Annotated in this window: 19 protein-coding genes; 8 read left to right on the top strand and 11 right to left on the bottom strand. The window is 70.4% G+C overall.

The features are described 5' to 3' along the window. The first annotated feature begins 184 nt into the window (after positions 1-184). The 3 genes from fabI (at position 185) to D3P35_RS08810 (ending at position 2,121) form a co-directional block, all read left to right on the top strand. Complete coding sequence (gene fabI / locus D3P35_RS08820) at positions 185-1,012, top strand: enoyl-ACP reductase FabI (protein ID WP_118134351.1); 828 nt, start codon at positions 185-187, stop codon at positions 1,010-1,012. Next, entirely contained in the window at positions 1,009-1,512 is a 504-nt protein-coding gene (gene gpt / locus D3P35_RS08815; protein ID WP_118134350.1) for a xanthine phosphoribosyltransferase, read from the top strand. Before fabI ends, gpt begins: the two co-directional genes overlap by 4 nt. A 105-nt stretch (positions 1,513-1,617) precedes the next feature. Beyond that, positions 1,618-2,121, top strand: a complete 504-nt coding sequence (locus D3P35_RS08810; protein ID WP_118134349.1) for a TerB family tellurite resistance protein — start codon at positions 1,618-1,620, stop codon at positions 2,119-2,121. A gap of 200 nt (positions 2,122-2,321) precedes the next feature. On the opposite strand, the gene D3P35_RS08805 is transcribed toward D3P35_RS08810, so the two are convergent. The 5 genes from D3P35_RS08805 to D3P35_RS08785 form a co-directional block, all read right to left on the bottom strand. After that, a complete protein-coding gene (locus D3P35_RS08805; protein ID WP_118134348.1) occupies positions 2,322-3,713 on the bottom strand; it encodes a TRAP transporter large permease in 1,392 nt (463 codons plus the stop codon). A gap of 4 nt (positions 3,714-3,717) precedes the next feature. Beyond that, positions 3,718-4,425, bottom strand: a complete 708-nt coding sequence (locus D3P35_RS08800; RefSeq protein ID WP_118134347.1) for a TRAP transporter small permease — start codon at positions 4,423-4,425, stop codon at positions 3,718-3,720. Positions 4,426-4,560: 135 nt separating this feature from the next. After that, positions 4,561-5,559: a TRAP transporter substrate-binding protein gene (locus D3P35_RS08795; RefSeq protein ID WP_118134346.1), complete on the bottom strand. Its 999-nt coding sequence runs from the start codon at positions 5,557-5,559 to the stop codon at positions 4,561-4,563. A gap of 269 nt (positions 5,560-5,828) precedes the next feature. Beyond that, a complete protein-coding gene (locus D3P35_RS08790; RefSeq protein ID WP_118134345.1) occupies positions 5,829-7,136 on the bottom strand; it encodes a sigma-54 dependent transcriptional regulator in 1,308 nt (435 codons plus the stop codon). Then, a complete protein-coding gene (locus D3P35_RS08785) occupies positions 7,133-8,959 on the bottom strand; it encodes an ATP-binding protein (protein WP_198670519.1) in 1,827 nt (608 codons plus the stop codon). Before D3P35_RS08785 ends, D3P35_RS08790 begins: the two co-directional genes overlap by 4 nt. Positions 8,960-9,136: 177 nt before the next feature. On the opposite strand from D3P35_RS08785, the gene D3P35_RS08780 reads away from it, so the two are divergent. Further along, on the top strand, positions 9,137-10,078 hold the full coding sequence (locus D3P35_RS08780) for a 2-hydroxyacid dehydrogenase (protein ID WP_118134343.1): 942 nt from the start codon (positions 9,137-9,139) through the stop codon (positions 10,076-10,078). Between the two features lie 43 nt (positions 10,079-10,121). Here the strand turns inward: D3P35_RS08780 and D3P35_RS08775 are convergent, their stop codons facing one another. Next, positions 10,122-11,684 (bottom strand): DHA2 family efflux MFS transporter permease subunit, encoded by a 1,563-nt coding sequence (locus D3P35_RS08775; protein ID WP_118134342.1) that lies wholly within the window; start codon positions 11,682-11,684, stop codon positions 10,122-10,124. Between the two features lie 23 nt (positions 11,685-11,707). Then, a complete protein-coding gene (locus tag D3P35_RS08770) occupies positions 11,708-12,868 on the bottom strand; it encodes an HlyD family secretion protein (RefSeq protein ID WP_157982077.1) in 1,161 nt (386 codons plus the stop codon). Positions 12,869-13,073: 205 nt separating this feature from the next. On the opposite strand from D3P35_RS08770, the gene D3P35_RS08765 reads away from it, so the two are divergent. Further along, entirely contained in the window at positions 13,074-13,703 is a 630-nt protein-coding gene (locus D3P35_RS08765; RefSeq protein WP_198670518.1) for a TetR/AcrR family transcriptional regulator, read from the top strand. A 49-nt stretch (positions 13,704-13,752) separates the two neighbouring features. On the opposite strand, the gene D3P35_RS08760 is transcribed toward D3P35_RS08765, so the two are convergent. Together D3P35_RS08760 and D3P35_RS08755 are read right to left on the bottom strand one after the other, a co-directional pair. After that, positions 13,753-16,179 carry an FAD-dependent oxidoreductase gene (locus tag D3P35_RS08760; RefSeq protein WP_118134340.1) on the bottom strand — a complete coding sequence of 809 codons (2,427 nt, stop codon included), beginning with the start codon at positions 16,177-16,179 and terminating at the stop codon, positions 13,753-13,755. Between the two features lie 110 nt (positions 16,180-16,289). After that, the gene (locus tag D3P35_RS08755; protein ID WP_118134339.1) at positions 16,290-16,736 is read right to left on the bottom strand and encodes a DUF4864 domain-containing protein; all 447 of its coding nucleotides are present in this window, start codon (positions 16,734-16,736) and stop codon (positions 16,290-16,292) included. A 146-nt stretch (positions 16,737-16,882) separates the two neighbouring features. On the opposite strand from D3P35_RS08755, the gene D3P35_RS08750 reads away from it, so the two are divergent. Together D3P35_RS08750 and D3P35_RS08745 are read left to right on the top strand one after the other, a co-directional pair. Next, positions 16,883-17,308, top strand: coding sequence for a YeeE/YedE family protein (locus tag D3P35_RS08750; RefSeq protein WP_118134338.1), 426 nt, complete (start codon positions 16,883-16,885; stop codon positions 17,306-17,308). Continuing rightward, a complete protein-coding gene (locus tag D3P35_RS08745; RefSeq protein WP_118134337.1) occupies positions 17,308-17,733 on the top strand; it encodes a DUF6691 family protein in 426 nt (141 codons plus the stop codon). Before D3P35_RS08750 ends, D3P35_RS08745 begins: the two co-directional genes overlap by 1 nt. Before the next feature lie 184 nt (positions 17,734-17,917). On the opposite strand, the gene D3P35_RS08740 is transcribed toward D3P35_RS08745, so the two are convergent. Then, positions 17,918-19,507: a lysine--tRNA ligase gene (locus tag D3P35_RS08740; RefSeq protein WP_118134336.1), complete on the bottom strand. Its 1,590-nt coding sequence runs from the start codon at positions 19,505-19,507 to the stop codon at positions 17,918-17,920. 108 nt (positions 19,508-19,615) lie between these two features. On the opposite strand from D3P35_RS08740, the gene D3P35_RS08735 reads away from it, so the two are divergent. Beyond that, entirely contained in the window at positions 19,616-20,044 is a 429-nt protein-coding gene (locus tag D3P35_RS08735) for a tellurite resistance TerB family protein (RefSeq protein WP_118134335.1), read from the top strand. Positions 20,045-20,577: 533 nt separating this feature from the next. On the opposite strand, the gene dacB is transcribed toward D3P35_RS08735, so the two are convergent. Beyond that, positions 20,578-21,966 carry a D-alanyl-D-alanine carboxypeptidase/D-alanyl-D-alanine-endopeptidase gene (dacB, locus tag D3P35_RS08730; protein ID WP_157982076.1) on the bottom strand — a complete coding sequence of 463 codons (1,389 nt, stop codon included), beginning with the start codon at positions 21,964-21,966 and terminating at the stop codon, positions 20,578-20,580. Positions 21,967-22,091 lie beyond the last annotated feature (125 nt).

Raw genomic sequence — 22,091 nt, 5'->3', positions numbered from 1 at the left:
GGCCTGTCCTCTCGCGCGCCGCCCCCCGCGCGCGGCCCTTCGGGAAGGCGGGGCGAGCCCCGGCCACGGGGCCGGGACGGGGCGAAAATAGATGCCCCGGCGCACAAGTCCATGCCCCATGTCTTGCGGCGGCCAGCCAAACACCTTAAAGGCAGGGAAACCAGAAGATAAGTGCGAGGTCGGAATGGTCGGTGCGGCGGGTTTGATGAGCGGCAAGCGCGGGCTGATCATGGGTGTTGCCAATGATAAGTCCATTGCCTGGGGGATTGCCCGGGAGTGTGCGGCCGCCGGAGCCGAGATAGCGTTCACCTACCAGGGCGAAGCGCTTGAGAAACGGGTGCGGCCGCTGGCCACGTCGATCGGGTCGGACATGATCCTGCCCTGCGACGTGACGGACCCGGCGTCGATCGACGCCGTGTTCGCGGAGATCGAGGCCCGCTGGGGCAAGCTGGACTTCATCGTCCACGCAATCGGTTTTTCCGACAAGAACGAGCTGCGTGGCCGCTACGTGGACACGAGCTACGCGAATTTCGAGCTCACCATGAACGTGTCGGTGTATTCCTTCACCGCCGTGGCGCAGCGCGCGGAAAAGCTGATGGGCGACGGGGGCTCGATGCTCACCCTCACCTATGCCGGCTCCGAGCGGGTGATGCCGCATTACAACGTGATGGGCATCGCGAAATCGGCGCTGGAATGCTCGGTGCGCTACATGGCGATGGACCTCGGGCCGCGCGGCATCCGGGTGAACTCGCTCTCCGCCGGGCCGATCAAGACGCTGGCGGCCTCGGGCATCGGCGATTTCCGCTACATCCTGAAGTGGAACGAGCTGAACTCGCCCCTGCGGCGCAACGTGACCACCCAGGACGTGGGCAAGGCGGGGCTCTACCTGCTCTCCGACCTCTCCTCGGGCGTCACCGGCGAGAACCACCACGTGGACTCGGGCTACCATGTCGTGGGCATGAAGGCCGAGGACGCGCCGGACATCGACGTCGTCTCGGGGCGCAAGGAATGACCGACCGGCTGCCGCACGAGAAAGGGTTCCACGTCTCGTGGGACCAGATCCACCGCGACAGCCGCGCGCTCGCCTGGCGGCTCGACGGGCACGGGCCCGGCGAGGGCGGCAGCTGGAAGGCTGTCGTCGCCATCACCCGGGGCGGCATGGCCCCGGCGATGATCCTCGCGCGCGAGCTCGACATCCGCACCGTCGACACGATCTCGGTGAAGAGCTACGACAACCAGACCCAGGCCGAGGCCCATGTGCTGAAATCGCCCGACGCGGCGATGATGGGCGACGGCACCGGCATCCTCGTGGTCGACGACCTGGTGGATTCGGGCAAGACGCTGGAGCTGGTGCGCAACCTCTACCCCAAGGCGCATTTCGCCACCGTCTATGCCAAGCCCAAGGGCCGGCCGATGGTCGACACCTTCATCACCGAGGTGAGCCAGGACACCTGGATCTTCTTCCCTTGGGACATGGCGCTGCAATACGTCGAGCCCTACCGGGGGCGCTGAGCCGCCCCCCGGCCACCCTTCACGGACCCATCACGCGCGATCACGCCCTGCGGGGCGGGCGGGCGCGTGCTTGAGGCTTTGCCGTCGGGCGTTATATCCTTAGCCATGTTCAGCAATTTCTTCGAATCGCTCCGGGCCGCCTCGGGCGGGGAGCGCCGTCTCCACGCCGATGACGAACGCCTGGCCCTCGCCGCCCTGCTGGTGCGCGTGGCCCGCGCCGACGGCGTGTACGAGGCCTCCGAGCGCGCCGAGATCGACCGCGTCCTCGCCACCCGCTTCGGCCTCGACGCGGCGGGGACGGACGCCCTGCGCACTGAGGCAGAGGCGGTGGAGGCCGACGCGCCGGACACGGTGCGCTTCACCCGCACGCTGAAGGACGCGGTGCCCTACGAGCAGCGGCTCGGCCTGGTCGAGGCGCTGTGGCAGGTGGCGCTGGCCGACGACCGGCGCTCGAACGCCGAGAACAACCTGCTGCGGCTGGTGGTGAACCTGCTCGGCGTCGCCGACCGCGACAGCGGCATCGCCCGGCAGAACGTGCAGGACCGGCTCGACGCCGAGGGCACGGCACCGCCGCGCAACGCAAGCTCCGGCGGCCCCTGGGGCGCCTGAAGCCTCCGCCCCTTCCCCCCGCCCCTTCCCCACCGTATCGCCCCGCACGGGGCCCTCGCCCTCGGGGGCATCGAGCCCCGTCGGGCAAGCGCCGGCCTTGCGGCCGGCGGCGCCCGGCCCCTGCGCGCGCCCCCCGTGACATGCGAAAGGGCCCGCCTTTCGGGCGGGCCCTTCGTGGTGACGGCGCGTTTGCGGGCCGCCTATTTCACGATGGTCTCCGGGCCCATCAGGCTGGTCGGCAGCCAGGTGCTGAGCCAGGGGATGTAGGTGACCATGATCAGGAAGACGAAGAGGATGGCGACGAAGGGCAGTGCTGCCTTCACCACCCGCAGCACCGACATGCCGGCCACGCCGGAGGTGACGAACAGGTTCAGCCCCACCGGCGGCGTGATCATGCCGATCTCCATGTTCACCACCATGATGATGCCGAGGTGGATGGGGTCGATGCCGAGCTCGATGGCGATGGGGAAGATCAGCGGCGCCACGATCACGATCAGGCCCGAGGGCTCCATGAACTGCCCGCCGATGAGCAGGATCACGTTCACCACGATGAGGAAGCTCCACCAGCTCAGGCCCGCGTCGAGCAGCGAGGTGGCGATCTGCTGGGGGATCTGCTCGTCGGTGAGCACGTGCTTGAGGATGAGCGCGTTGGCGATGATGAACATCAGCATCACCGTGAGCTTGCCGCTCTCGAACAGCGCCTTGCGGGTGTCGGGGTGGAAGAAGGCGGTGAGCGGGCTCAGCGGCCGGCGGTAGAGGGGCAGCGGCCGGCCGTCGGTCCCGGCGAGCGGCCCCATGTCGCGGTAGACGAAATTCGCCACCAGGAAGGCGTAGACGGCGGCGACGGCGGCAGCCTCGGTGGGGGTGAAGAGCGCGTTGGTCACCCCGGGGATGCCGTAGATGCCCACCATGATCACCACGATCAGCAGCAGGCCCCAGAAGGCGTCGCGCGCGCCGGAGCCCACCTCGCCCCAGCCGGCCCATTCGCCGCGCGGCAGGTCACGCACGCGGGCGACCACGTAGATGGCGATCATCAGCATCAGCCCGGCCATGATGCCGGGGATGACGCCCGCGAGGAACATCCGCCCCACCGAGACATCGGTGGCCGCGGCATAGACCACCATCACGATGGAGGGCGGGATCAGGATGCCCAGGGTGCCGGCGTTGCAGATCACGCCGGCGGCGAAATCCTTCGAGTAGCCCTGCTGGCGCATGGCGGTGATCACGATGGTGCCGATGGCGACCACGGTGGCGGGCGAGGAGCCCGAGAGCGCCGCGAACATCATGCAGGAGAACACGCCGGCGATGGCGAGCCCGCCATGCACATGCCCCACGCAGGCGATGGCGAAGCGGATGATGCGCCGCGCCACGCCCCCGGTGGACATGAAGGTGGAGGCGAGGATGAAGAACGGAATGGCGGTGAGCGTGTAATGCCCGGCCATCGCGTTGAAGAAGGTCTGCGCGATGGAGCCGAGCGAGGCATCCGAGAGCGCCAGCAGGAAGACCATCGAGGAGAAGCCGAGGGCCACCGCGATCGGCACGCCGATCAGCAGCAGGCCGATGATCATGATGAAGAGCAGTGCGACGTCCATGTGATCAGCCTTCCCTGTCGGCCCGGCCGGCCGCTTCCTCGACGAGCTCTTCCGCCTCGTGGCTCGCGATCACGTTCTCGATCTCGCCGCGCGCCAGCCGCACCCCGGCCTGCACGAAGCGGAAGGTGAGCAGCACGAAGCCCACGGGCAGGATGAGATAGGGCAGCACCCGGGGGATCTTCTCGTACTCGTCGCCGTCGTTGAACCAGCCGGAGAGGAACTCGAGGACCGCGGGCATGGGGATGTCGTTCACCTCGTACCAGCCCTGGGGGAGGAACTGCGGCACGAAGCCGGTGGGCAGCCAGCGCCCGGTGGTGGGCGGCAGGTTGGCGAAGGGGGCCCAGTAGTCCCAGCTGCCCTTCAGGAGCAGCAGCGAGTAGGCCACGCACACCGCCACCGCGATCGCCGCCAGCGCCCGGCGCACGGGCAGCGGCAGCACCATGATCAGCGCGTCCACCCCGAGATTGGCCGAGACCTTCACGCAGTAGCTGATGCCGAAGATCACCAGCCAGGCGAAGAGGTAGCCGGTCATCTCCACCGCCCAGAGAAACTCCACCCGCGGCAGGATCACCCCGTTGAACAGGTAGCGGATCGGCACGTTGATGAAGGTGATGAGTGTCATGAGCCCGAGGATCACGGCGATGGCCGTCTCCTCGAACCCGTTCACGAAGCGTCCGACCGGGCCGGCCGGCGCGTCTGTCTTGCCGGACATGGCCGGTCCTCCCTTCTGGCGGGCCGGGACGCCCGCGGACAGCGCCCGCGGGCGGCACGCCCCCGCGGGTTCGGGCGACGGGCAGCGGGAGAGCCGGCACCGCGGCCGCCTCCCCCGTCCCGCCCGTCACGGGTGTCAGTGCTTGTCGTTGATCTCCTGGGCGAGGGCGATGAACTCGGCGCTCACGTCACCCTCGAAGCGCTCCCAGACCGGCTTCATCGCGTCCACCCAGTCCTGGCGCTGCTCGGGGGTGAGCTCGCGGATCACGCCGCCCGCGTCGAGGATCGACTGGCGCGCCGCCATGTCCACCGCGTTCACCTCGGCGTTGCGCTCGTCGGACACCTCGTCGAGGATCTGGGAGATCTGGGTGCGCACGTCCTCGGGCAGGCCCATCCACCACTGGGCGTTCACCGCCACCAGGTAGTCGAGCAGGCCGTGGTTGGTCTCGGTGGTGCCGTCCTGCACCTCGAAGAACTTCTGGCCGTAGATGTTCGACCAGGTGTTCTCCTGCCCGTCGACGACCCCGGTCTGCAGCGCGCCGTAGACCTCGGAGAAGGCCATCTTCTGCGGGCTGGCGCCGAGCGCGTCCATCTGCGCCACCAGCACGTCGGAGGACTGCACGCGGAACTTCAGCCCCTTCGCGTCCTCCGGCTCCAGCAGCGGCTTGTTGGCGGAGAACTGCTTCAGCCCGTTGTGCCAGAAGCGCAGCCCCATCACGCCGCGCTTGACCATGCTGGACTTGAGCTCCTGGATCTCCTCCGTGCCCTGGAACTCGTCCACCGCTTCCATGTTCTTGAACATGAACGGCAGGTCGAAGATGCGGAACTTCTTGGTGAACTGCTCGAATTTCGACAGCGAGGGCGCGATCATCTGCACGTCGCCCAGCAGCAGCGCCTCCATCTCCTTGTCATCGCCGTAGAGCGAGGAGTTGGGGTAGACCTCGACGCAGACCTTGCCGTTCATCTCCTCGTTCACCCGTTCGGCGAAGAGAGCGGCGGCAAGCCCCTTGGGGTGCTTGTCGGCATTGGTCACGTGGCTGAACTTGATCACCGTCTCGCCGGAGTCGCACTGGGCGAAGGCGGAGCCTGCCGCGAGGGTGAGCGCCGCCGCGGCGGCGAAGGTCGCAAAACGCATCTGTGTGTCCTCCCAGACAATTCGTTGGCCGGCTCGCACCGGCATCCGGCCAGCTTCGACCGGCGCGTGGAGCGATAACAGCAGAGTGAAACCGGCGTGTGCAAGCATGCTGAGCCCACCCCGCTCCGGGGTGGTTTTTCATTTTCTTTCAATGCCTTGCATTGTCATGCACATACCGCAGTGCAGCACGGCGCGCGACGTTGCGGAAAACTGCACAGGCCCGCCCGGGGCATTCCGGAAACCCGCCCGGCCCCGGCCCGCGCGCCGAATCAGCCCGCGTCGGCCTCGCCGCGGAACAGCTCGGGCTGCAGCCCGTGGCGCTTGAGCTTGTCGTAGAGGGTCTTGCGCGGCAGGGCGAGCAGCTCGCAGGCCTCCGCCACCGAGCCCCCCGCCGAGCGCAGCGCCTCGGCGATGAGCGTGCGCTCGATGCGGTTCACCTGGCCGGCAAGGCCGGGCTCCTCCTCAGGCGCCGGCGCCTCGCCCAGGCCCAGCACGCGCCGCTCGGCCACGTTGCGCAGCTCGCGCAGGTTTCCCGGCCAGGGGCGGGCCAGCAGCGCCGCCATCTCGCCCGGCTCGGGCGGCGGCACCGGCCGGGCGAAGCGGGTGGCGGCCTCCTCGCAGAAATGCCGGTAGAGCATGGGGATGTCCTCGGCCCGGGCGCGCAGGGGCGGCACCTCCAGCCGGCCCACGTCGAGGCGGAAGAACAGGTCGGCGCGCAGCGCGCCCGAGCCCACGAGCGCCTGCGGGTCGGCGTTGGTGGCCGCGATCACCGAGAGGGTGCAGGCCTCGGTGCCGCCGGGGCGCTGGATCTCGCGCGCCTCCACCAGCCGCAGCAGCGCGGGCTGCTGGGCGGGGGGCATGGAGCCGATCTCGTCGAGGAACAGCGTGCCACCCTCGGCCCGGCGCGCCGCCCCCTCCTGCCCCGCGCCGCCGAACAGCACCGGCTGGGCCTGCTCGGCGGTGAGCAGCGCGCAGTTCACCGCCACGAAGGGCGCGCCGGGGTGGCGCAGGTCGTGCAGCACGCGGGCGGCGAGCTCCTTGCCGGTGCCGGTCTCGCCGGTCACCAGCAGGTCGGCCGGGGTGGCGGCGAGGGTGCGCACCCGGGCGCGCAGCCGCTCTGCCGCCTCCGAGCCGCCGATCAGCCGCGCCGCGGGGTCGGCCCCCGCAAGCGCCGCGCGCAGCCGGCGGTTTTCCAGCACCAGCCGGCGCTTCTCGCAGGCCCGGCGCGCGACATCGACCAGCTGCGCCGGCGGGCAGGGTTTCTCGAGGAAATCATACGCCCCCGCCCCCATCGCCCGCACAGCCATGGGAATGTCGCCATGCCCGGTGAGCAGCACCACCGGCAGGTCGGCGTCGAGCGCGCGGATGCGGGCCATCAGCTCGAACCCGTCGCGCCCGGGCATGCGCACGTCCGAGATCACCGCGCCGGGAAACCCCTCCGAGACATGGTCCATCGCCTCGATCAGCGCCGAGGCGGTGCGCACCTCGAAGCCCGCGAGGTCGAGCGTCTGGGCCAGCGCCGTGCGCACCGCGCGCTCGTCGTCCACCAGCAGGACGAGGGGGAGGTCTTCGCTCATGCGGCCGCTTCCTGTGTGCCGGCCGCGAGGGTGACGGTGAACACCGCGCCGCCGCCGGGATGGTTTGCCCCGCGGATCGCGCCGCCGAAGCTCTGCACGATGCCGTAGGAGATCGACAGGCCGAGGCCGAGCCCGTAGCCCTCCCCCACCTGTTTCGTGGTGTAGAACGGGTCGAACAGCCGGCCCTCGGCGGCCTCGGTGAGGCCGGGGCCATGGTCGCGCACGCTTAAGGAAACGCGGCCACCCTCTTCCGTGGCCGAGACCTCGATGCGCGGGTCGGGGTGGCCGCGCATCGCGTCGGCGGCGTTGGAGAGCAGGTTCACCAGCACCTGCTGCAGCCGCACGCCGCCGCCGCGCACCACGAGGCCCGAGGGCTGCCAGCTCACTGCCACGCCCTCCTCGGCAAAGCGCGTGGAGAGGAGCGCGAGACTGTCCTCCACCACCCGGTCGAGGGCGACATCGCGCAGCTCCTCCCCCTCCTTGCGCACGAAGGCGCGCAGGTTGCGGATGATGCGGGCCATGCGGGCGGTGAGATCGGCGATCTGGGTGAGGTTCTCGCGCGCCTCCGCCTCGCGGCCGCGGTCGAGCAGGATGGTGCCGTTCTCGGCGAAGGAGCGGATGGCGGCGAGCGGCTGGTTCAACTCGTGGCTGATGCCGGCCGACATCTGGCCCAGCGCCGAGAGCTTGCCCGCCTGCACCAGGTCGTCCTGCGCGCGGCGCAGCGCCTCCTCTGCCGCGCGGCGCTCGGCCACCTCGCCGGTGAGGCGGTGGTTGGTGCGGGTGAGCTCGCGCGTGCGCTCGCCCACGAGGCGCGAGAGCTCGGCCCGCGTCTCCTCCTCGAACTGCAGCCGGGCGGCGAGGGCGGCGCGGCGCTGGGCCAGCAGCAGCCAGCCCAGCCCCAGCACCAGCACCACCGCCCCGGCCGAGACCCCGGCCAGCCGGGCGCCCGCCAGCGCCTCCTCCATGTCGATGAGGATATGGGCGTCGAAGCCCAGCGGGTTCACCGGCTGGCTGAGGTGCAGCGCCTCGCCCGCGCGCAGGCCGAACTGCGCCCATTGCGCGCTCACCCTCCAGCTCTCGTGGCCCTCGATGCTGCCGCGGGCGAATTCCGGCAGGTTGCGCAGCGGCGCGCGGTCGTACTGGCGCGACAGGATCATCTCGGTGAGCTCGCGGTCGCTGAGCCAGGAGGTGGTGCGGAACACCAGCTCGGGGCGCGAGGCGATGAACACCACCGAGTTGCGGTCGGTGAACCACACCAGGTCCGGCTCGTCGCGCCACTCGTTCTCCAGCACTTCCACGTCGACCTTCACCGCCACCACGCCGGTCACGCCATTGTCGGGCGCGCGCACGGGGCTGGCGAAGAAATAGCCGCGCAGCTCGGTGATCGAGCCGCGGGCGTGGTAGCGCCCGAGGCCGCCGGCCAGCGCGTCGCGGAAATAGGGGCGGAAGGTGTAGTTGTTGCCGATGAAGGTGGGCTCGCGCCGCCAGTTCGAGGCGGCGATGGTGAGGCCGTCGGGGCGCATGAGGTAGATGTCGAGCGCGCCGGTGAAGCCCGCGAGCCGCTCCATCAGCTCGTTCGCCTCCGCGATGGCGCCCGGCTGCCCCTCGAGGCTGCGGGCGATGGCGGGCATCTCCGCCACCAGCCTCGGCAGGGCGCGGTAGCGGTCGATCTGGCCCTCCAGCCGGTCGCGCGCGAGGCGCAGCGTGTTCTCGCCGCGCGCCGCCAGCCTGTCGAGCCCGGCGCTGCGCCCGGCCCACCAGCCGAGCCCCCCGGCCAGCAGCGTGGCCGCGAGGATGAGACAGAACGGCAGGTAGCGGCGCATCTCTCCTCCGGGTAGCAGCAGGGCGGCGGGCAGCAGGGCGGGCGGGCAGCAGGGCGGGCGGGCAGCAGGGCGGGTCCCCGAGATTAGGGGCTTCCCCCCTCCCGCGGAAGGCCCCATGGTCGACAAGCCGGGCCGGGCCGGTTAACCATTGCCCGACCCGGGGAGGAGAACCGCTACATGAAACCTGAAATTCTGATGATGGGGCCCATGCACCCGCTGTGCATGGAAGCCCTGGAGGCCGCCTATACCGTCCACCGCTACTGGGAAGCGGACAACAAGACCGCCTTCCTGGCGGAGAACGGCCCCGGCATCCGCGCCGTGGCCACCAACGGCCACCTCGGCTGCCCGGAGGCGATCATCACCGCGCTGCCCAAGCTGGAGATCATCTCCAGCTACGGCGTGGGCTATGATGCGATCCCGGTGAAATTCGCCATCGAGCACGGCGCGAAGATCACCAACACCCCCGACGTGCTGAACGACGCCGTGGCCGAGATGGCCATGGGGCTGATGCTGGCGCTGTGCCGCCGCATCCCGCAGGCCGATGTCTTCGTGCGCGAGGGCAAATGGGCCAAGGGCGGCTACCCGCTCACCGGCGAGCTGACCGACCGCACCGTGGGCATCCTCGGGCTGGGCCGCATCGGCAAGGAGATCGCCAGGCGCTGCGAGGCCTTCAAGATGAAGGTGGTCTACCACGGCCGCCGCGCCCAGGAGGGCGTGGAGTGGACATACTACGCCGATCTCGAGGAGATGGCCCGCGACGTGGACTGGCTGGTGGTGATCGCCCCCGGCTCGGCCGAGACGAAGGGCATCGTGAGCCGCAAGGTGCTCGAGGCGCTGGGGCCGGACGGCGCCATCGTGAACGTGGCGCGCGGCACGCTGATCGACGAGGCGGCGATGGCCGAGCTGCTGGCGAACGGCGGGCTGGGCGGGGCAGCGCTCGACGTGTTCGAGGAAGAGCCCCTGCCCGACCCCGCGCCCTTCCTGCTCGACAACGTGGTGCTCTCGCCCCACCAGGGCTCGGCCACCCACAAGACGCGGGCGGCCATGGGCCAGCTCGTGGTCGACAACCTCGCCGCGCATTTCGCCGGCAAGCCGCTGCTCACCGAAGTCACCGAGTGACGCGCCGGCCCCGCCCGCCCGGGCGGGGCCGCACCCCCTTCGCTCAGTGCGCCGGCGCCGAGCCTGCCTCTGCGCCGGGCTTGCGCACCAGCGGCAGCATGAAGAGCATCAGCGCGAACATCACCCCCAGCAGCAGGAACACGTCGGCGAAGGACATCACCATCGCCTGCTGCTGCACGATGCCCGCCACCTGGGAAAGCGCCGCCTGCTCCGCGTCGCCGCCCAGCACCGGCTGGAAGGCGGCGGTCATGCTCTCCACCTGCTGCTCGGCCCAGGGCGACCCCCAGGAGACATGCTCCGACAGCCGCTCGTAATGCATGTCGGTGCGCGAGTTGAGCATGGTGTTGATCCAGGCGAGGCCGAAGGCGCCGCCGAGGTTTCGCGTGAGGTTGAACAGGCCGGAGGCGTTCTTGATGCGGTCCGGCGGCAGGGTGCCGAGGGCGAGCACGTTGATCGGGATCATGCACAGCATCAGCGAGACGCCGCGCAGCGCCTGGGGGAAGAACAGCTCCCAGAACGCCCAGTCCTTGGTGATGGGCGTGAGCTCGTAGCACGAGGCGGCGAAGCCGAAGAGCCCGGCCCCGATGATGTAGCGCGGGTCCACCTTGCGGGCGAGATTGCCCACGATGGGCGCGGTGAGGAACATGAACAGCCCGCTCACGAACACCGTCTCGCCGATCTGCAGGGCCGAATAGTCCCGCACCCGGCTGAGGTAGAGCGGGTAGAGATAGGTGAGCCCGTAGAGCCCCACGCCCAGCACGAAGGTCATCAGCGAGCCCACGGCGAAGTTGCGGTCCGAGAAGGCGCCGAGATCGACGATGGGCGTGTCGCGGGTGAAGGCGCGCCAGAAGAAGATGATCGCGCCGATGCCGCTCGCCACCGCCAGCAGCGAGATCGAGCTGTCCTGGAACCAGTCGTTCTTCTCGCCCTCCTCCAGCACGTATTCCAGCGCGCCGAGGAACACCGCCATGGCGGCGAGGCCGACGTAGTCGAACCGGCTCAAGAGCGCGTGGTCCGGCTCGTCGAAATCGACCAGGAACCAGGCCAGCAGCGTGGCGGCGATGCCGGGGACCACGTTGACCAGGAACAGCCAGTGCCAGGAGAAGATCTCGGTGAGATAGCCGCCCACCGTGGGCCCGATCGTGGGCGCGAGCGTGACCGTGAGCCCCACCACCGCCATCACCGGCCCCTGCAGGCGCCTGGGGAAGATGGTGTAGGAGGCCGCGAAGGCCGTGGGGATCATGCCGCCGCCGATGAAGCCCTGGATGGCGCGGTAGAGGATCATCTCGTTGATCGAGGTCGCCGTGGCGCAGAGCACGCTGGCCGCGGTGAAGCCCGCCGCCGAGATGGTGAACAGCACCCGTGTCGACAGCCCCCGCGACAGGAACCCCGAGAGCGGGATCATGATCACCTCGGCGATCAGGTAGCTCGTCTGCACCCAGGAGATCTCGTCGGGCGAGGCGGAGAGCCCCGCCTGGATCTCGGAGAGCGAGGAGGAGACGATCTGGATGTCCAGGATCGCCATGAACATGCCGAACACCAGCGCCGCGAAGGCGATGATCTTGCGCGGCGTGACTTCCGGCTCGCCCGGTTCGGCCCCGGCCATGGCTCAGCCCTCCCCTCGCCCGCTTACGGGGCGGCCCGCGTGTCGGCCGTCACCACGACCGAGAGGCCCGGGCGCAGCCAGCCGGCCTCCGCCACGTCGCGCGGCACGGAGATGCGCACCGGCAGGCGCTGCACGACCTTGGTGAAATTGCCGGTGGCGTTTTCCGGCGGCAGCAGGCTGAACACCGCGCCCGAGGCCGGCGAGAGCCCCTGCACATGGCCGGTCACGTGGCGGTCCGGGTAGGCATCCACCTCGATGTCCACCGGCGTGCCGGGGGTGAGCCGGCCGATCTGCGTTTCCTTGAAATTCGCCTCGATGTAGATCTCGCTCAGCGGCACCACGGCCAGCAGCCGCTTGCCCGGCGAGATATAATCGCCCGCCACCACGGAGGTGTTGCCCACCACCCCGTCGAAGGGCGCGCGCAGCACCGTGGCGTCGAGGTCGCGCTGGGCCTGGTCGCGCTGCGCCTCAAGCCCGGCGAGCGAGGCCTCGGCCTCGGTCTTCTCGGCCTTCACCACCTCGAGGTTGGCCTTCGCGGCGGCCACGCCGGCCTCGGCGGATTTCACCCCGGCCTTCGCGGTGGCCAGCGTGGTGCGCGCCTCCTGCTCCTGCTGCACCGAGGCTGCGCGGGTGGTGGCGAGGTTGGCGTAGCGGTCATAGTCGACCTGCGCGAACTCGGCGCTGGCGCGGGCCGATTCGAGCTCGGCCTGCGCCTGGTCGATGCTCACCCGCGCCGCGGCCACCTGCTGGGAGATGCGGTCCACCGTGGCGCGCTGCGCGGAGAGGCTCGCCTCGGCCTGGCGCAGGGCGATGCGGTAGTCGCCGTCATCCATGTTCACCAGCGCGTCGCCCTTGCGGACCTCCTGGTTGTCGATCACGGGCACCGAGGCCACGTAGCCGGAGATCTTCGGCGAGAGGATGGTGTAGTCGGCCTGCACATAGGCGTCGTCCGTCTCCTCGAGGAAACGGCCCACGGTCCAGTAATCGTAGCCATACCAGGCACCGCCGGCGATCACCGCGGCAAGCACCGCGAAGAGAATGATGCGCTTCCGGCCGCCCTTGCCCCCGCCCTCGTCCGCGGCGGTCGCGTCGGTGGCGCCGGTGTCCTGCTGCGCCGGCGGGCGGGCGCCGGGCGCCTCCTGCCGGTCCTGCGGATCCTTGTCGCTGTCGTAATCCCTTGCCATGGAACGGTTCCCGGTACGCGTTGCGGTGGAAGTGGCTGGTCGCCTCATGACCGAACGGTTCGGTCAGAGCTTGACTTAGAGGGTTGCCGACCCGATTTCAAGGTGACCGAACGGTTCGGTCAATTTCATGCGAGACGGGTGAACTTCTGCCCCGAAACATGCCACATAGAACCGGACGGCAGTTTTGAAGGGCGGGACCACACAGGTGAACGAGACGCTAGACGACGGCACGGCCCGCGCCGACACGGCCAAGCGCCGGCAGATCCTCAACGGCGCGGCGGAAATGTTCCTCGCCCAGGGGTTCGACGCGACCTCGATGGGGCAGATCGCGAAGCATGCCGGCGTGTCCAAGGGCACGCTCTATGTCTATTTCGACAGCAAGGAAGCGCTCTTCAGCGAGATGGTCACCTGCTACAAGCAGCGCACCGCCGAGCAATGGCTGCTGCCCGACCCGGAATGCACCGACGTGGAGGCGACGCTGGTGGAGCTGTCGCGCACCCATATCGAGCGGCTGACCGAGGCGCGGCACGTGAAGCTGGTGCGCATGGTGATCGCGGCCTCCGAGCGCTTTCCGGAGGTGGGCCAGCGCTTCTACGCGGCCGGCCCGGCGCTGGGAACGGCGCGGCTGCAGGCCTGGCTCGACATCCAGGTGACGCGCGGGGCGCTCGCCATTCCGGACACGCACATGGCCGCCTGGCAGCTGCTGGGCATGATCCACCACCCCACGCTGGTGGCGGTGGCGATGGGCAGCCAGCCCGCGCCGGAACAGGCGGAGATCGACCGCGTGGCGCGCGGGGCGGTGCGCACCTTCATGGCCGCCTACGGGCCGCGCTGACGCCCCGGGCCCCGCCCCCCCTGTCAGCCCCCCCTGTCAGCCCCGCCCGTCAGCCGCGCATGCGCGCCCCGTCGGCGTCGAAGAGCGGCGTGGTGACCAGCCGCGCCGGGCGCAGCCGGCCGAGGATCTCGATCTCCGCCTGTAGCCCCTCCCGCGCCCGCTCCACCGGCACGAAGCCCAGCGCCACCGAGGCCTGCGCGTGATGCGCATAGCCGCCGGAGGTGACGAAGCCCTGCACCGCGCCGTCGATCCAGATCGGCTCGTAGGCCACCACGTCGGCCTCGTCCGCATCCACCACGAAGGCGCAGAGCCGGCGCGCGGGCATCTCCGCCGCCGCGGCCTCCGCGCCGATGAACCCGCCCCGCGCGTGGTCGACGAACCGGCCCAGCCCGGTCTCGCCGGGCATGTAGTCCGGCCCGTATTCGCGCAGCCAGGAGCCGAAGAACTTCTCCAGCCGCAGGCTCATCATCGCCCGCATGCCGAAAGGCTTCGCCCCCAGCCCCTCCGAGGCCGCCATCAGCGCGTGGTAGAGCGCGAGCTGGCTCTCCCAGTCCACGTGCAGCTCGTAACCGAGGTCGCCGGTATAGGACACCCGCTGCACGAGCGCGCGCACCGGGCCGATGTCCATCTCCCGCGCGTCCATGAAGCGCAGCCCGCCCACGTCGCCATGCGCGACCCGGCCCAGCCACTCCCGCGCCCTCGGCCCGGCGATCTGGAAGCCGATGCGCCGGGTGGAGACATTCTCCACCCGCACGCCGGAGGGCGGCAAATGGCTCTCGAACCAGCGCATGTGGAAGGCCTGGGCGCCGAAACTGGCGGTGAGCTGGTAGCGCTGCGGCCCGAGGCAGGTGATGGTGAAATCGCCGATGATGCGCCCGCGCGGGCTGAGCATGGGCGAGAGGGTGATGCGCCCCGGCTTCGGCAGGCGCCCGGCCATCACCTTCGCCAGCCAGCCCTCGGCCCCCGGGCCGGTGACGAGGTACTTGCCGAAATTGTGGATCTCGTTGATCCCCACCGCCCCGCGCACCGCGGCGCATTCGCCGGCCACCGCCTCGAAGGCGTTGGAGCGGCGGAAGGAGGGCACCTCGTGCGGCAGCTCGCCCGGCCGGGCGAAGTAGTTGACCACCTCCATGCCCGAATGCGCGCCGAAGACCGCCCCCTGCGCCTTCCATTCGGAATAGACCGGGGTGGTCTGGAAGGGCCGCGCGGCGGGCAGCTCCTCGTTGGGGTAGCTCACCGAGAAGCGGCGCTGGTAATTCTCCTTCACCTTCAGGCGGGTATAGCCGGGGGTGATCCAGCGCCCGGCCGTCGCGTCGCGGTGGAGCATGCCGAAACGGGCGACATCCATGGCGAAGACATCGCGCTCCGGCTCGCCCTCGATCATCCATTGCGCCAGCGACAGGCCCACGCCGCCGCCCTGGCTGAAACCCGCCATCACCGCGCAGGCCGACCAGTAGTTGCGCAGGCCCGGCACCGGGCCCACGAGGGGGTTTCCGTCGGGCGCGAAGGTGAAGGGGCCGTTGATGATCGTTTTTATCCCCGCGCGCTGCAGCACGGGGAAGCGGCGATAGGCGAATTCCACCGAGTCGGAGATGCGGTCGAGCTTGTTCTCCAGCAGCTCGTGGCCGAAGTCGGCCGGGGTGCCGTCCACCGCCCAGGGGTCGCAGGGCTGCTCGTAGAAGCCGATGCACAGGCCCCTGCCCTCCTGGCGCAGGTAGCTCTCGCCGCCGGGGTCCATCACATGCGGCAGCTCGGCGCCGCGCTCGTATACTTCCGGGGTCTCCTCGGTGACGAGATACTGGTGCTCCATCGGGTGCAGCGGCAGGGTGAGCCCGGCCAGCGCCCCCACCTCGCGCGCCCAGAGGCCGGCGGCATTCACCACGTGCTCGGCATGGATGGTGCCGGCGGGGGTTACGACATCCCAGGTGCCGTCGGGGCGGGGGTTGGTCTCGAGCACCGGGGTGCGCAGGATGATCTCGGCGCCGGCCATGCGCGCGGCCTTCGCATAGGCATGCGTGGTGCCCGAGGGGTCGAGATGGCCGTCGAGCGGGTCGTAGAGCGCGCCGAGCACGCCCTCGGTGTTGGTGATGGGCGAGAGGGCGCGGATCTCCTCCGGGCCGATGATCTCGGTCTCCAGCCCCATGTAGCGGTGCTTGGCGCGCTCGGCCTTGAGGTAATCCAGCCGCTCCGGGCTGTCGGCGAGGGTGACGCCGCCCACATGGTGCAGCCCGCAGGAGAGGCCGGTGATCTCCTCCAGCTCGCGGTAGAGGCGGATGGTGTAGCCCTGCAGGGCCGCCATGTTGGTGTCGGCGTTGAGGGTGTGAAAGCCCCCCGCCGCGTGCCAGGTGGAGCCGGAGGTGAGCTCGGAGCGCTCGACCAGCACCACGTCCGACCAGCCCAGCCGGGTGAGGTGATAGAGCACCGAACAGCCGACCACCCCGCCGCCGATCACCACCACGCGCGCCGTCTGTCTCATGAAGTCCCCTCCCCCTCGCGATGCCCCGGACAGGTGTCCAGCCTAGGCGCGGCCCCCGCGCGGCGCGGCGCGGTTTGCGACATGCGCGCGCCCCGGGCCGACCTGCCCCCTCACACCGAGGAGCCGGTGCCCTCGATGATGCGCACGCCGTCGATGCGCCAGCCGGCGTCCGTCTCCACCATCGTGTACTCGGCGATGTGGGACAGGCCGCGGGCGTCGCGCAGGAAGACGGTCTGCACCGGCTTGCCGTCGCGCATCACCACCGGGCCCATGGTGACCTCCTCCGGGCGCCAGACCATCGGGTAGCCGTTGCGCACCATGGCGCCGAAGTTTCGCGCGTCGTGGAACATCTGCCGGATCATCGGCGAGGCGAGGGCGAAGGCGCCGTCCAGGTCCTCGGCGCGGAAGGCCTCGATCTGCCGGGTGATGACGGCGGCGATCTGGTCCTCGCGCTCGCCGGCCGGGGCGGGCGCGGGCACGGCGAAGGCCAGAAGGACGGCGAGTGCCGCGGCCTTCGGGCCGGCGCGGAGGGCTGCGGGGAAACCGTGTCGTCTCATCGCCGGGCTCCTGTGGCTGGATGCGCGCCCACAGCATGCGGCGGGCGGCGCGCGAACCCAAGCGGAAATCCTGATGGAAGGGGCTGTTTTACATTCAAGTTCGTGAATATATAAGCAGGAGAGAGGCAGCGGCACGGGAGATCGACATGCCACAGGACTGGGTGAACGGGCTGGCGGGCGGCGGGCTGATCGGGCTCGCGGCGGCGCTCTACCTGCTGATGAACGGGCGTATCATGGGGATAAGCGGCATCCTCGGCGGGGTGCTGGCACCGGGCGGCGCGCGCAGCCTGCGGGCGGAGCGCGCGCTGTTCGTGGCCGGAGTGATCGCGGCGCCGCTGCTGCTGGCGCTGGCGGGAGACGGCGTGGCGCTGGAGGTGACCGGCGCGCCGGCGCTGCTGGTGGCCGGCGGGCTGCTGGTGGGGTTCGGCACGCGCATGGGCTCGGGCTGCACCTCGGGCCACGGGGTGTGCGGGCTGTCGCGGCTCTCGCCGCGCAGCATGGTGGCGGTGGCGGTGTTCATGGCCTGCGCGGTGGCGACCGTGGGCGCGCTGCGGATGTGGGGGGGTTCGTGATGCTGCGGGCGTTGATGGCGCTGGCCTGCGGGCTGATGTTCTCCGCCGGGCTGATCGTCTCGGACATGGTGAACCCGGCGCGGGTACAGGCCTTCCTCGATATCGCGGGGGACTGGGACCCGACGCTGGCCTTCGTGATGGGCGGCGCGGTGATCGTGGCGGCGCTCGGCTGGTGGCTGGCGCGCGGCCGGCAGACGGCGGTGCTGGGCGGTGCGCTGCCCGGGCCGGCGGCGGGGCGGATCGATGCGCGGCTGGTGGCGGGCGCGGTGCTGTTCGGCACGGGCTGGGGGCTGGTGGGCTTCTGCCCCGGCCCTGCGCTGGCCGCACTGGGCACCGGGCGCACGGAGGCCTGGATCTTCATGGCCGCGATGCTGGCCGGCATGCTGGGCTGGCAGATGCTGCCCGCGCGGGCGGCGCGGGACTGAGGCCGGGCCGCGGGACTGACGCCGGGGCGGCCGGGGCCTGTTCGCGGGACTGAGGCCGGGCCGCGGGGCGGCTGGCCGGCGCCTCGGGGGGCATCGAGCCCCCGCTCGGCGCCCGACCGCCCGGGGTGCCCCCGGGCGGCGCGCGGCGTTACCGGCCCGGGATGTGCCGGGCCGGGTCGGTATGTCAGGCGGTGAGTGCGCCCTCCAGGGCCCGGTCGATCAGCGCCACGGTTTCCGGCACGCCGTAGAGGGCGATGAAACCGCCGAAGCGCGGGCCCTGGCTGGCGCCCAGCAGCACTTCGTAGATCGCCTTGAACCAGTCGCGCAGCGGCTCGAACCCATGCGCGTTGCCCACGGCGAAGACCTCGTCCTGCAGGGCCTCGGCATCGGCGCCGCCGGTCCAGGCGGCGAGGCGGGCGCGCAGGTCGGCGAGGGCGGCGCGCTCGCGCTCGTCCGGCGCGCGGAAGCTCTTGGTGGGCTTCACGTGGTCGTTGAAGTAGCGCACGGCCTGGCCGGCGGCGGCGTCGAGGCCCGGGTGGGTCTCCGGGCCCGCATCCGGCGCGTATTTGCGGATGAAGCCCCACATGGTCTCCGCGGTCTCGGCCGAGGCGGCGGAGGCGAGGTTGAGCAGCATGGAGTAGGACACCACCATGTCCGATTCCGGCACGTTGCCGGAGTGGATGTGCCAGGCGGGGTTTGCCAGCTGCTGGGCGGGGTCCTGGCCCGGGAAGGCGCGCAGGTGGGCGTGGTACTCGTCCACCGCCTTGGGGATCACGTCCCAGTGCAGGCGCTTCGCGGTCTTGGGCTTCTGGAACATGAACAGGCTGAGGCTCTCGGGGCTGGCATAGGTGAGCCATTCCTCGATCGACAGGCCGTTGCCCTTGGACTTGGAGATCTTCTGGCCGGTGCCGTCGAGGAAGAGCTCGTAGTTGTAGAGCTCGGGCGCCGGGCGGCCGAGCGCACGGCAGATCTTCGTGCCCAGCTCGGCCGAGGGGATCAGGTCCTTGCCGTGCATCTCGTAGTCGACGCCCAGCGCCGCCCAGCGCATCGCCCAGTCGGGCTTCCACTGCAGCTTCACATGGCCGCCGGTGACCGGCACCTCGATGCGCTCGCCATCGGGCTCGGCATAGACGATGGTGCCCTTCTCCAGGTTGCGCTCCAGCGTGGGCACCTGCAACACCTTGCCGCTCTTCGGGCTCACCGGCAGGAAGGGCGAGTAGGTGTCGCGCCGCTCCTCGTTCACGCCGCCCAGGGTGGGGAGCATGATCTCCATCACCTTGTCGTATTGCGCGAGCACGGCGAGCAGCATCTCGTCGAAGCGGCCGGAGCGGTAGTACTCGGTGGCGGAGGCGAACTCGTACTCGAAGCCGAAGGTGTCGAGGAAAGCGCGCAGGCGGGCGTTGTTGTGCTCGCCGAAGGAGGGGTGCGTGCCGAACGGGTCGCGCACCTTCGTGAGCGGCAGGTCGAGGTCGAGCGCCAGCTCCTCGCGGTTGGGCACGTTGCCGGGCACCTTGCGCAGGCCGTCCATGTCGTCGGAGAAGCACAGCAGCCGGGTGGGGATGTCCGAGAGGGTCTCGAAGGCGTGGCGCACCATGGTGGTGCGGGCCACCTCGCCGAAGGTGCCGATATGCGGCAGGCCGGAGGGGCCGTAGCCGGTCTCGAACAGCACGTAGCCCTTTTCGGGCGGGCGTTTCTCGTAGCGTTTGACCAGACGCAGGGCCTCCTGGAAAGGCCAGGCCTTGGAGTTGAGGGCAGTTTCGCGCAGTCCGGTCATGTCAGAGATCCTCACGGGCCCGGGCCCATCCCGGGTGGCGGACTCCTATTGCCCCTCAGGTCCATGGTCAATAATGTCCGGCCTGTTTGCAAACCCCGGAGGGCCCTCATGGACGTGGAACATTCCTTTTCTCCCCAGGACGCGCTTGTCGCCGTGATGGTGGCAACCTCGGCGGCGGACGAGAACCTCTCCACGCCCGAGCTGCTGGTGATCACCCGGATCATCGACACGCTGCCGGTGTTCGCCGGCTATGACGGCGACCGGCTGAAGACCGTCTCGCAGAGCGTGTTCGACCTGTTCGAGGTCGAGGACGGCATCGAGGCCCTGCTCGGCCTGGTGCGCGAGGCCCTGCCGGAGGGCTTCAACGAGACCGCCTATGCGCTGGCCTGCGACGTCGCCGCGGCCGACGGCAACGTGAAGATGTCCGAGCTCGAGTTCCTGCAGATCCTGCGCCACGACCTCGGCGTGGGCCGGCTGGCAGGGGCAGCCATCGAGCGCGGCGCGCGGGCACGTTTCCAGCGGCTTCCCGCCGAGTGAGCCGGCGGCCAGCGCGGCGAAACGGCAACGTTTCGCCGGCGAAATGATGCGGCGCGGAACAATTCCTCTTCCCGCCGGCGTTTACCCCCTGTAAACCCATGCAACCGGTCTCTGGGGGAATTCAATGTCGCTCTACCTTCGCGTGTCGCTCTTCGTCGCCGCTCATGCGGGATTCATCGCCCTGATCGCCCTCGTGGCCCGCGGAGCGCTCTGATCGCCGGGCGCGAGACGCGCCCCGCCCAGCCTCCCTGACATCAGCACGAAGCATTCGAAACGCCCCGCTCGGTCCGGGGCGTTTCGACTCTCACGCCGGCTCCGCCCGCGCCCCTCGCCTTCCACCCGTCCACGCCGCACGCTGGCGGTCTCGGCACACGCGTCATCTCCGCCTTGCCGAGCCCGCGCAGCCATCCCGGGCGGCAGGCGGCAGGCGGCAGGCGGCAGGCGGCAGGCGGCAGGCGGCAGGCGGCAGGCGGCAGGCGGCAGGCGGCAGGCGGCAGGCGGCAGGCGGCAGGCGGCAGGCGGCGAACCTTCGTTCAGGCGGCGAACCGCGCAACCCAGGAGCGCAGCAGCCTGCGTTCCTGATAGCGCGCGCGGGCGATCCAGGGCCGGCTGCCCGGCGGGATCTCGATGGAATCATCCGCCTTCGCCCGTGCCTCCATCTCGGCCGAGTAGATGGCGAAGGCGAAGCGCCGGCCGTTCGGCCCCTCGAAATAGCCAGCCAGGCCGCGCACGAAGTTCAGCGTGCCGGTCTTGGCCGAGGCCAGGCCGGTAAACGGGATGTCGCGCTCGCGCGGCCCGGCCTGCAACGGCACGTCATGCATGAGGCCCATCAGGCGGCCGGGCGAGCGGCGCTCGGCAGCGGAGAGCAGCTGCACCGTCTGCAGCGGCGAGACGCGGGTGTCGGCAGTGAGGCCGGAGTGGTTGTGAAACTCCATCGGTCCCTTCAGCCCGGCATAGTCGCGCAGCCAGGCTGACATCGCGGCGCCGCTTTCGTGCAGCGACCGCGGGCCGAGCCCCCGGGCTCGGCTCGCGGTGAGGCCGAGTGCCTCCGCGGTGATGTTGGTGGAATAGCGCAGCATGTCGCGGATGATGGTGTCCAGTCGGTCGCTCTCCCAGCGGCCGAGCTCGGCGCCGGCGGTGAGCCCCGGCGTGCCGCGCGGCAGGGTCAGGCCCTGCGCCTGGGCCACGTGGCGGAAGACGTCGGAGGCATAGCCCACCGGGTTGCGCACCGGCAGCCAGCGGCCGCCGTCCTTGCCCAGCGCGCGTTCCGAGACGGTCCAGACTTCCTGAGGGGCCTGCCAGTTCCAGATGAACACCGGCGACTGGCTGGGAACGGTCGAGATGGCGATGCCGCTCACCTCCGGGCTGTAGCGCCGGGCGCGCGCCTCGAGGCTGAGTTCGCGGGCGCCGCCGCTCCTGCCCCATTCGAAGAACACCCGGTTGTAGTTCAGGTTCAGCCCCGAGATCGACGGATTGTAGGCCACGTATTGCGGCTGCTGCGGGTCGATCTCGCGCAGCAGCGGCAGGGCGGAGGCGTCGACATTGAGCCGGCCGGTGATGCTGGTCACGCCGGCGCGCAGGGCCTGGTCGGCCAGGGCGGCAAGGCCGTCCGTGTCCAGTGTCGGGTCACCACTGCCCGAGAGCACCAGATCGCCTTCCAGCCCGCGGCCGCTCAGCAGCCCCGTGGCGCAGAGCCGGGTCGCGTAGCGGAAGTCGTCGCCGAGCGTCTCGAGCGCGTAGAGCGTGGTCGGCACCTTCGACACCGAGGCGGGAATGAACAGGCCCTCGGGATCGTAGGCCTCGAGCAGCGTGCCGCTCTCCACGTCCATCATCGCGAAACCGGTCCTTCCCGCGAGCCCGATCTCGCGCCGGATTTCCTCGGCCGTATCGAAGCCCGTCGCGCGCGCCGAAGGCGTGGCCATCGCCTGCCCGGGCCGAGGCCGCGGCACCAGCGCGGATACGGGAGAGGCCCCTGCCGCGGCTGCGGGCAGCAGCGCGGCCATGCCACTCAGGATAACGGACCGACGGGTGGGAGTTGCGCTGCTCA

The organism is Oceanicella sp. SM1341 (genome assembly GCF_003448965.1).
Lineage (GTDB): Bacteria > Pseudomonadota > Alphaproteobacteria > Rhodobacterales > Rhodobacteraceae > Paroceanicella.
Note: the sequence above shows the minus strand (reverse complement) of the source record. Positions and strands in the feature narration are given on the sequence as shown.

What these genes read in the sequence shown, in the direction of transcription:
- fabI (WP_118134351.1), top strand. Translation starts at nt 185, where the DNA reads ATGGTCGGTGCGGCGGGTTTGATGAGCGGCAAGCGCGGGCTGATCATG.
- gpt (WP_118134350.1), top strand. Translation starts at nt 1,009, where the DNA reads ATGACCGACCGGCTGCCGCACGAGAAAGGGTTCCACGTCTCGTGGGAC.
- D3P35_RS08810 (WP_118134349.1), top strand. Translation starts at nt 1,618, where the DNA reads ATGTTCAGCAATTTCTTCGAATCGCTCCGGGCCGCCTCGGGCGGGGAG.
- D3P35_RS08805 (WP_118134348.1), bottom strand. Translation starts at nt 3,713, where the DNA reads ATGGACGTCGCACTGCTCTTCATCATGATCATCGGCCTGCTGCTGATC.
- D3P35_RS08800 (WP_118134347.1), bottom strand. Translation starts at nt 4,425, where the DNA reads ATGTCCGGCAAGACAGACGCGCCGGCCGGCCCGGTCGGACGCTTCGTG.
- D3P35_RS08795 (WP_118134346.1), bottom strand. Translation starts at nt 5,559, where the DNA reads ATGCGTTTTGCGACCTTCGCCGCCGCGGCGGCGCTCACCCTCGCGGCA.
- D3P35_RS08790 (WP_118134345.1), bottom strand. Translation starts at nt 7,136, where the DNA reads ATGAGCGAAGACCTCCCCCTCGTCCTGCTGGTGGACGACGAGCGCGCG.
- D3P35_RS08785 (WP_198670519.1), bottom strand. Translation starts at nt 8,959, where the DNA reads ATGCGCCGCTACCTGCCGTTCTGTCTCATCCTCGCGGCCACGCTGCTG.
- D3P35_RS08780 (WP_118134343.1), top strand. Translation starts at nt 9,137, where the DNA reads ATGAAACCTGAAATTCTGATGATGGGGCCCATGCACCCGCTGTGCATG.
- D3P35_RS08775 (WP_118134342.1), bottom strand. Translation starts at nt 11,684, where the DNA reads ATGGCCGGGGCCGAACCGGGCGAGCCGGAAGTCACGCCGCGCAAGATC.
- D3P35_RS08770 (WP_157982077.1), bottom strand. Translation starts at nt 12,868, where the DNA reads ATGGCAAGGGATTACGACAGCGACAAGGATCCGCAGGACCGGCAGGAG.
- D3P35_RS08760 (WP_118134340.1), bottom strand. Translation starts at nt 16,179, where the DNA reads ATGAGACAGACGGCGCGCGTGGTGGTGATCGGCGGCGGGGTGGTCGGC.
- D3P35_RS08755 (WP_118134339.1), bottom strand. Translation starts at nt 16,736, where the DNA reads ATGAGACGACACGGTTTCCCCGCAGCCCTCCGCGCCGGCCCGAAGGCC.
- D3P35_RS08750 (WP_118134338.1), top strand. Translation starts at nt 16,883, where the DNA reads ATGCCACAGGACTGGGTGAACGGGCTGGCGGGCGGCGGGCTGATCGGG.
- D3P35_RS08745 (WP_118134337.1), top strand. Translation starts at nt 17,308, where the DNA reads ATGCTGCGGGCGTTGATGGCGCTGGCCTGCGGGCTGATGTTCTCCGCC.
- D3P35_RS08740 (WP_118134336.1), bottom strand. Translation starts at nt 19,507, where the DNA reads ATGACCGGACTGCGCGAAACTGCCCTCAACTCCAAGGCCTGGCCTTTC.
- D3P35_RS08735 (WP_118134335.1), top strand. Translation starts at nt 19,616, where the DNA reads ATGGACGTGGAACATTCCTTTTCTCCCCAGGACGCGCTTGTCGCCGTG.
- dacB (WP_157982076.1), bottom strand. Translation starts at nt 21,966, where the DNA reads ATGGCCACGCCTTCGGCGCGCGCGACGGGCTTCGATACGGCCGAGGAA.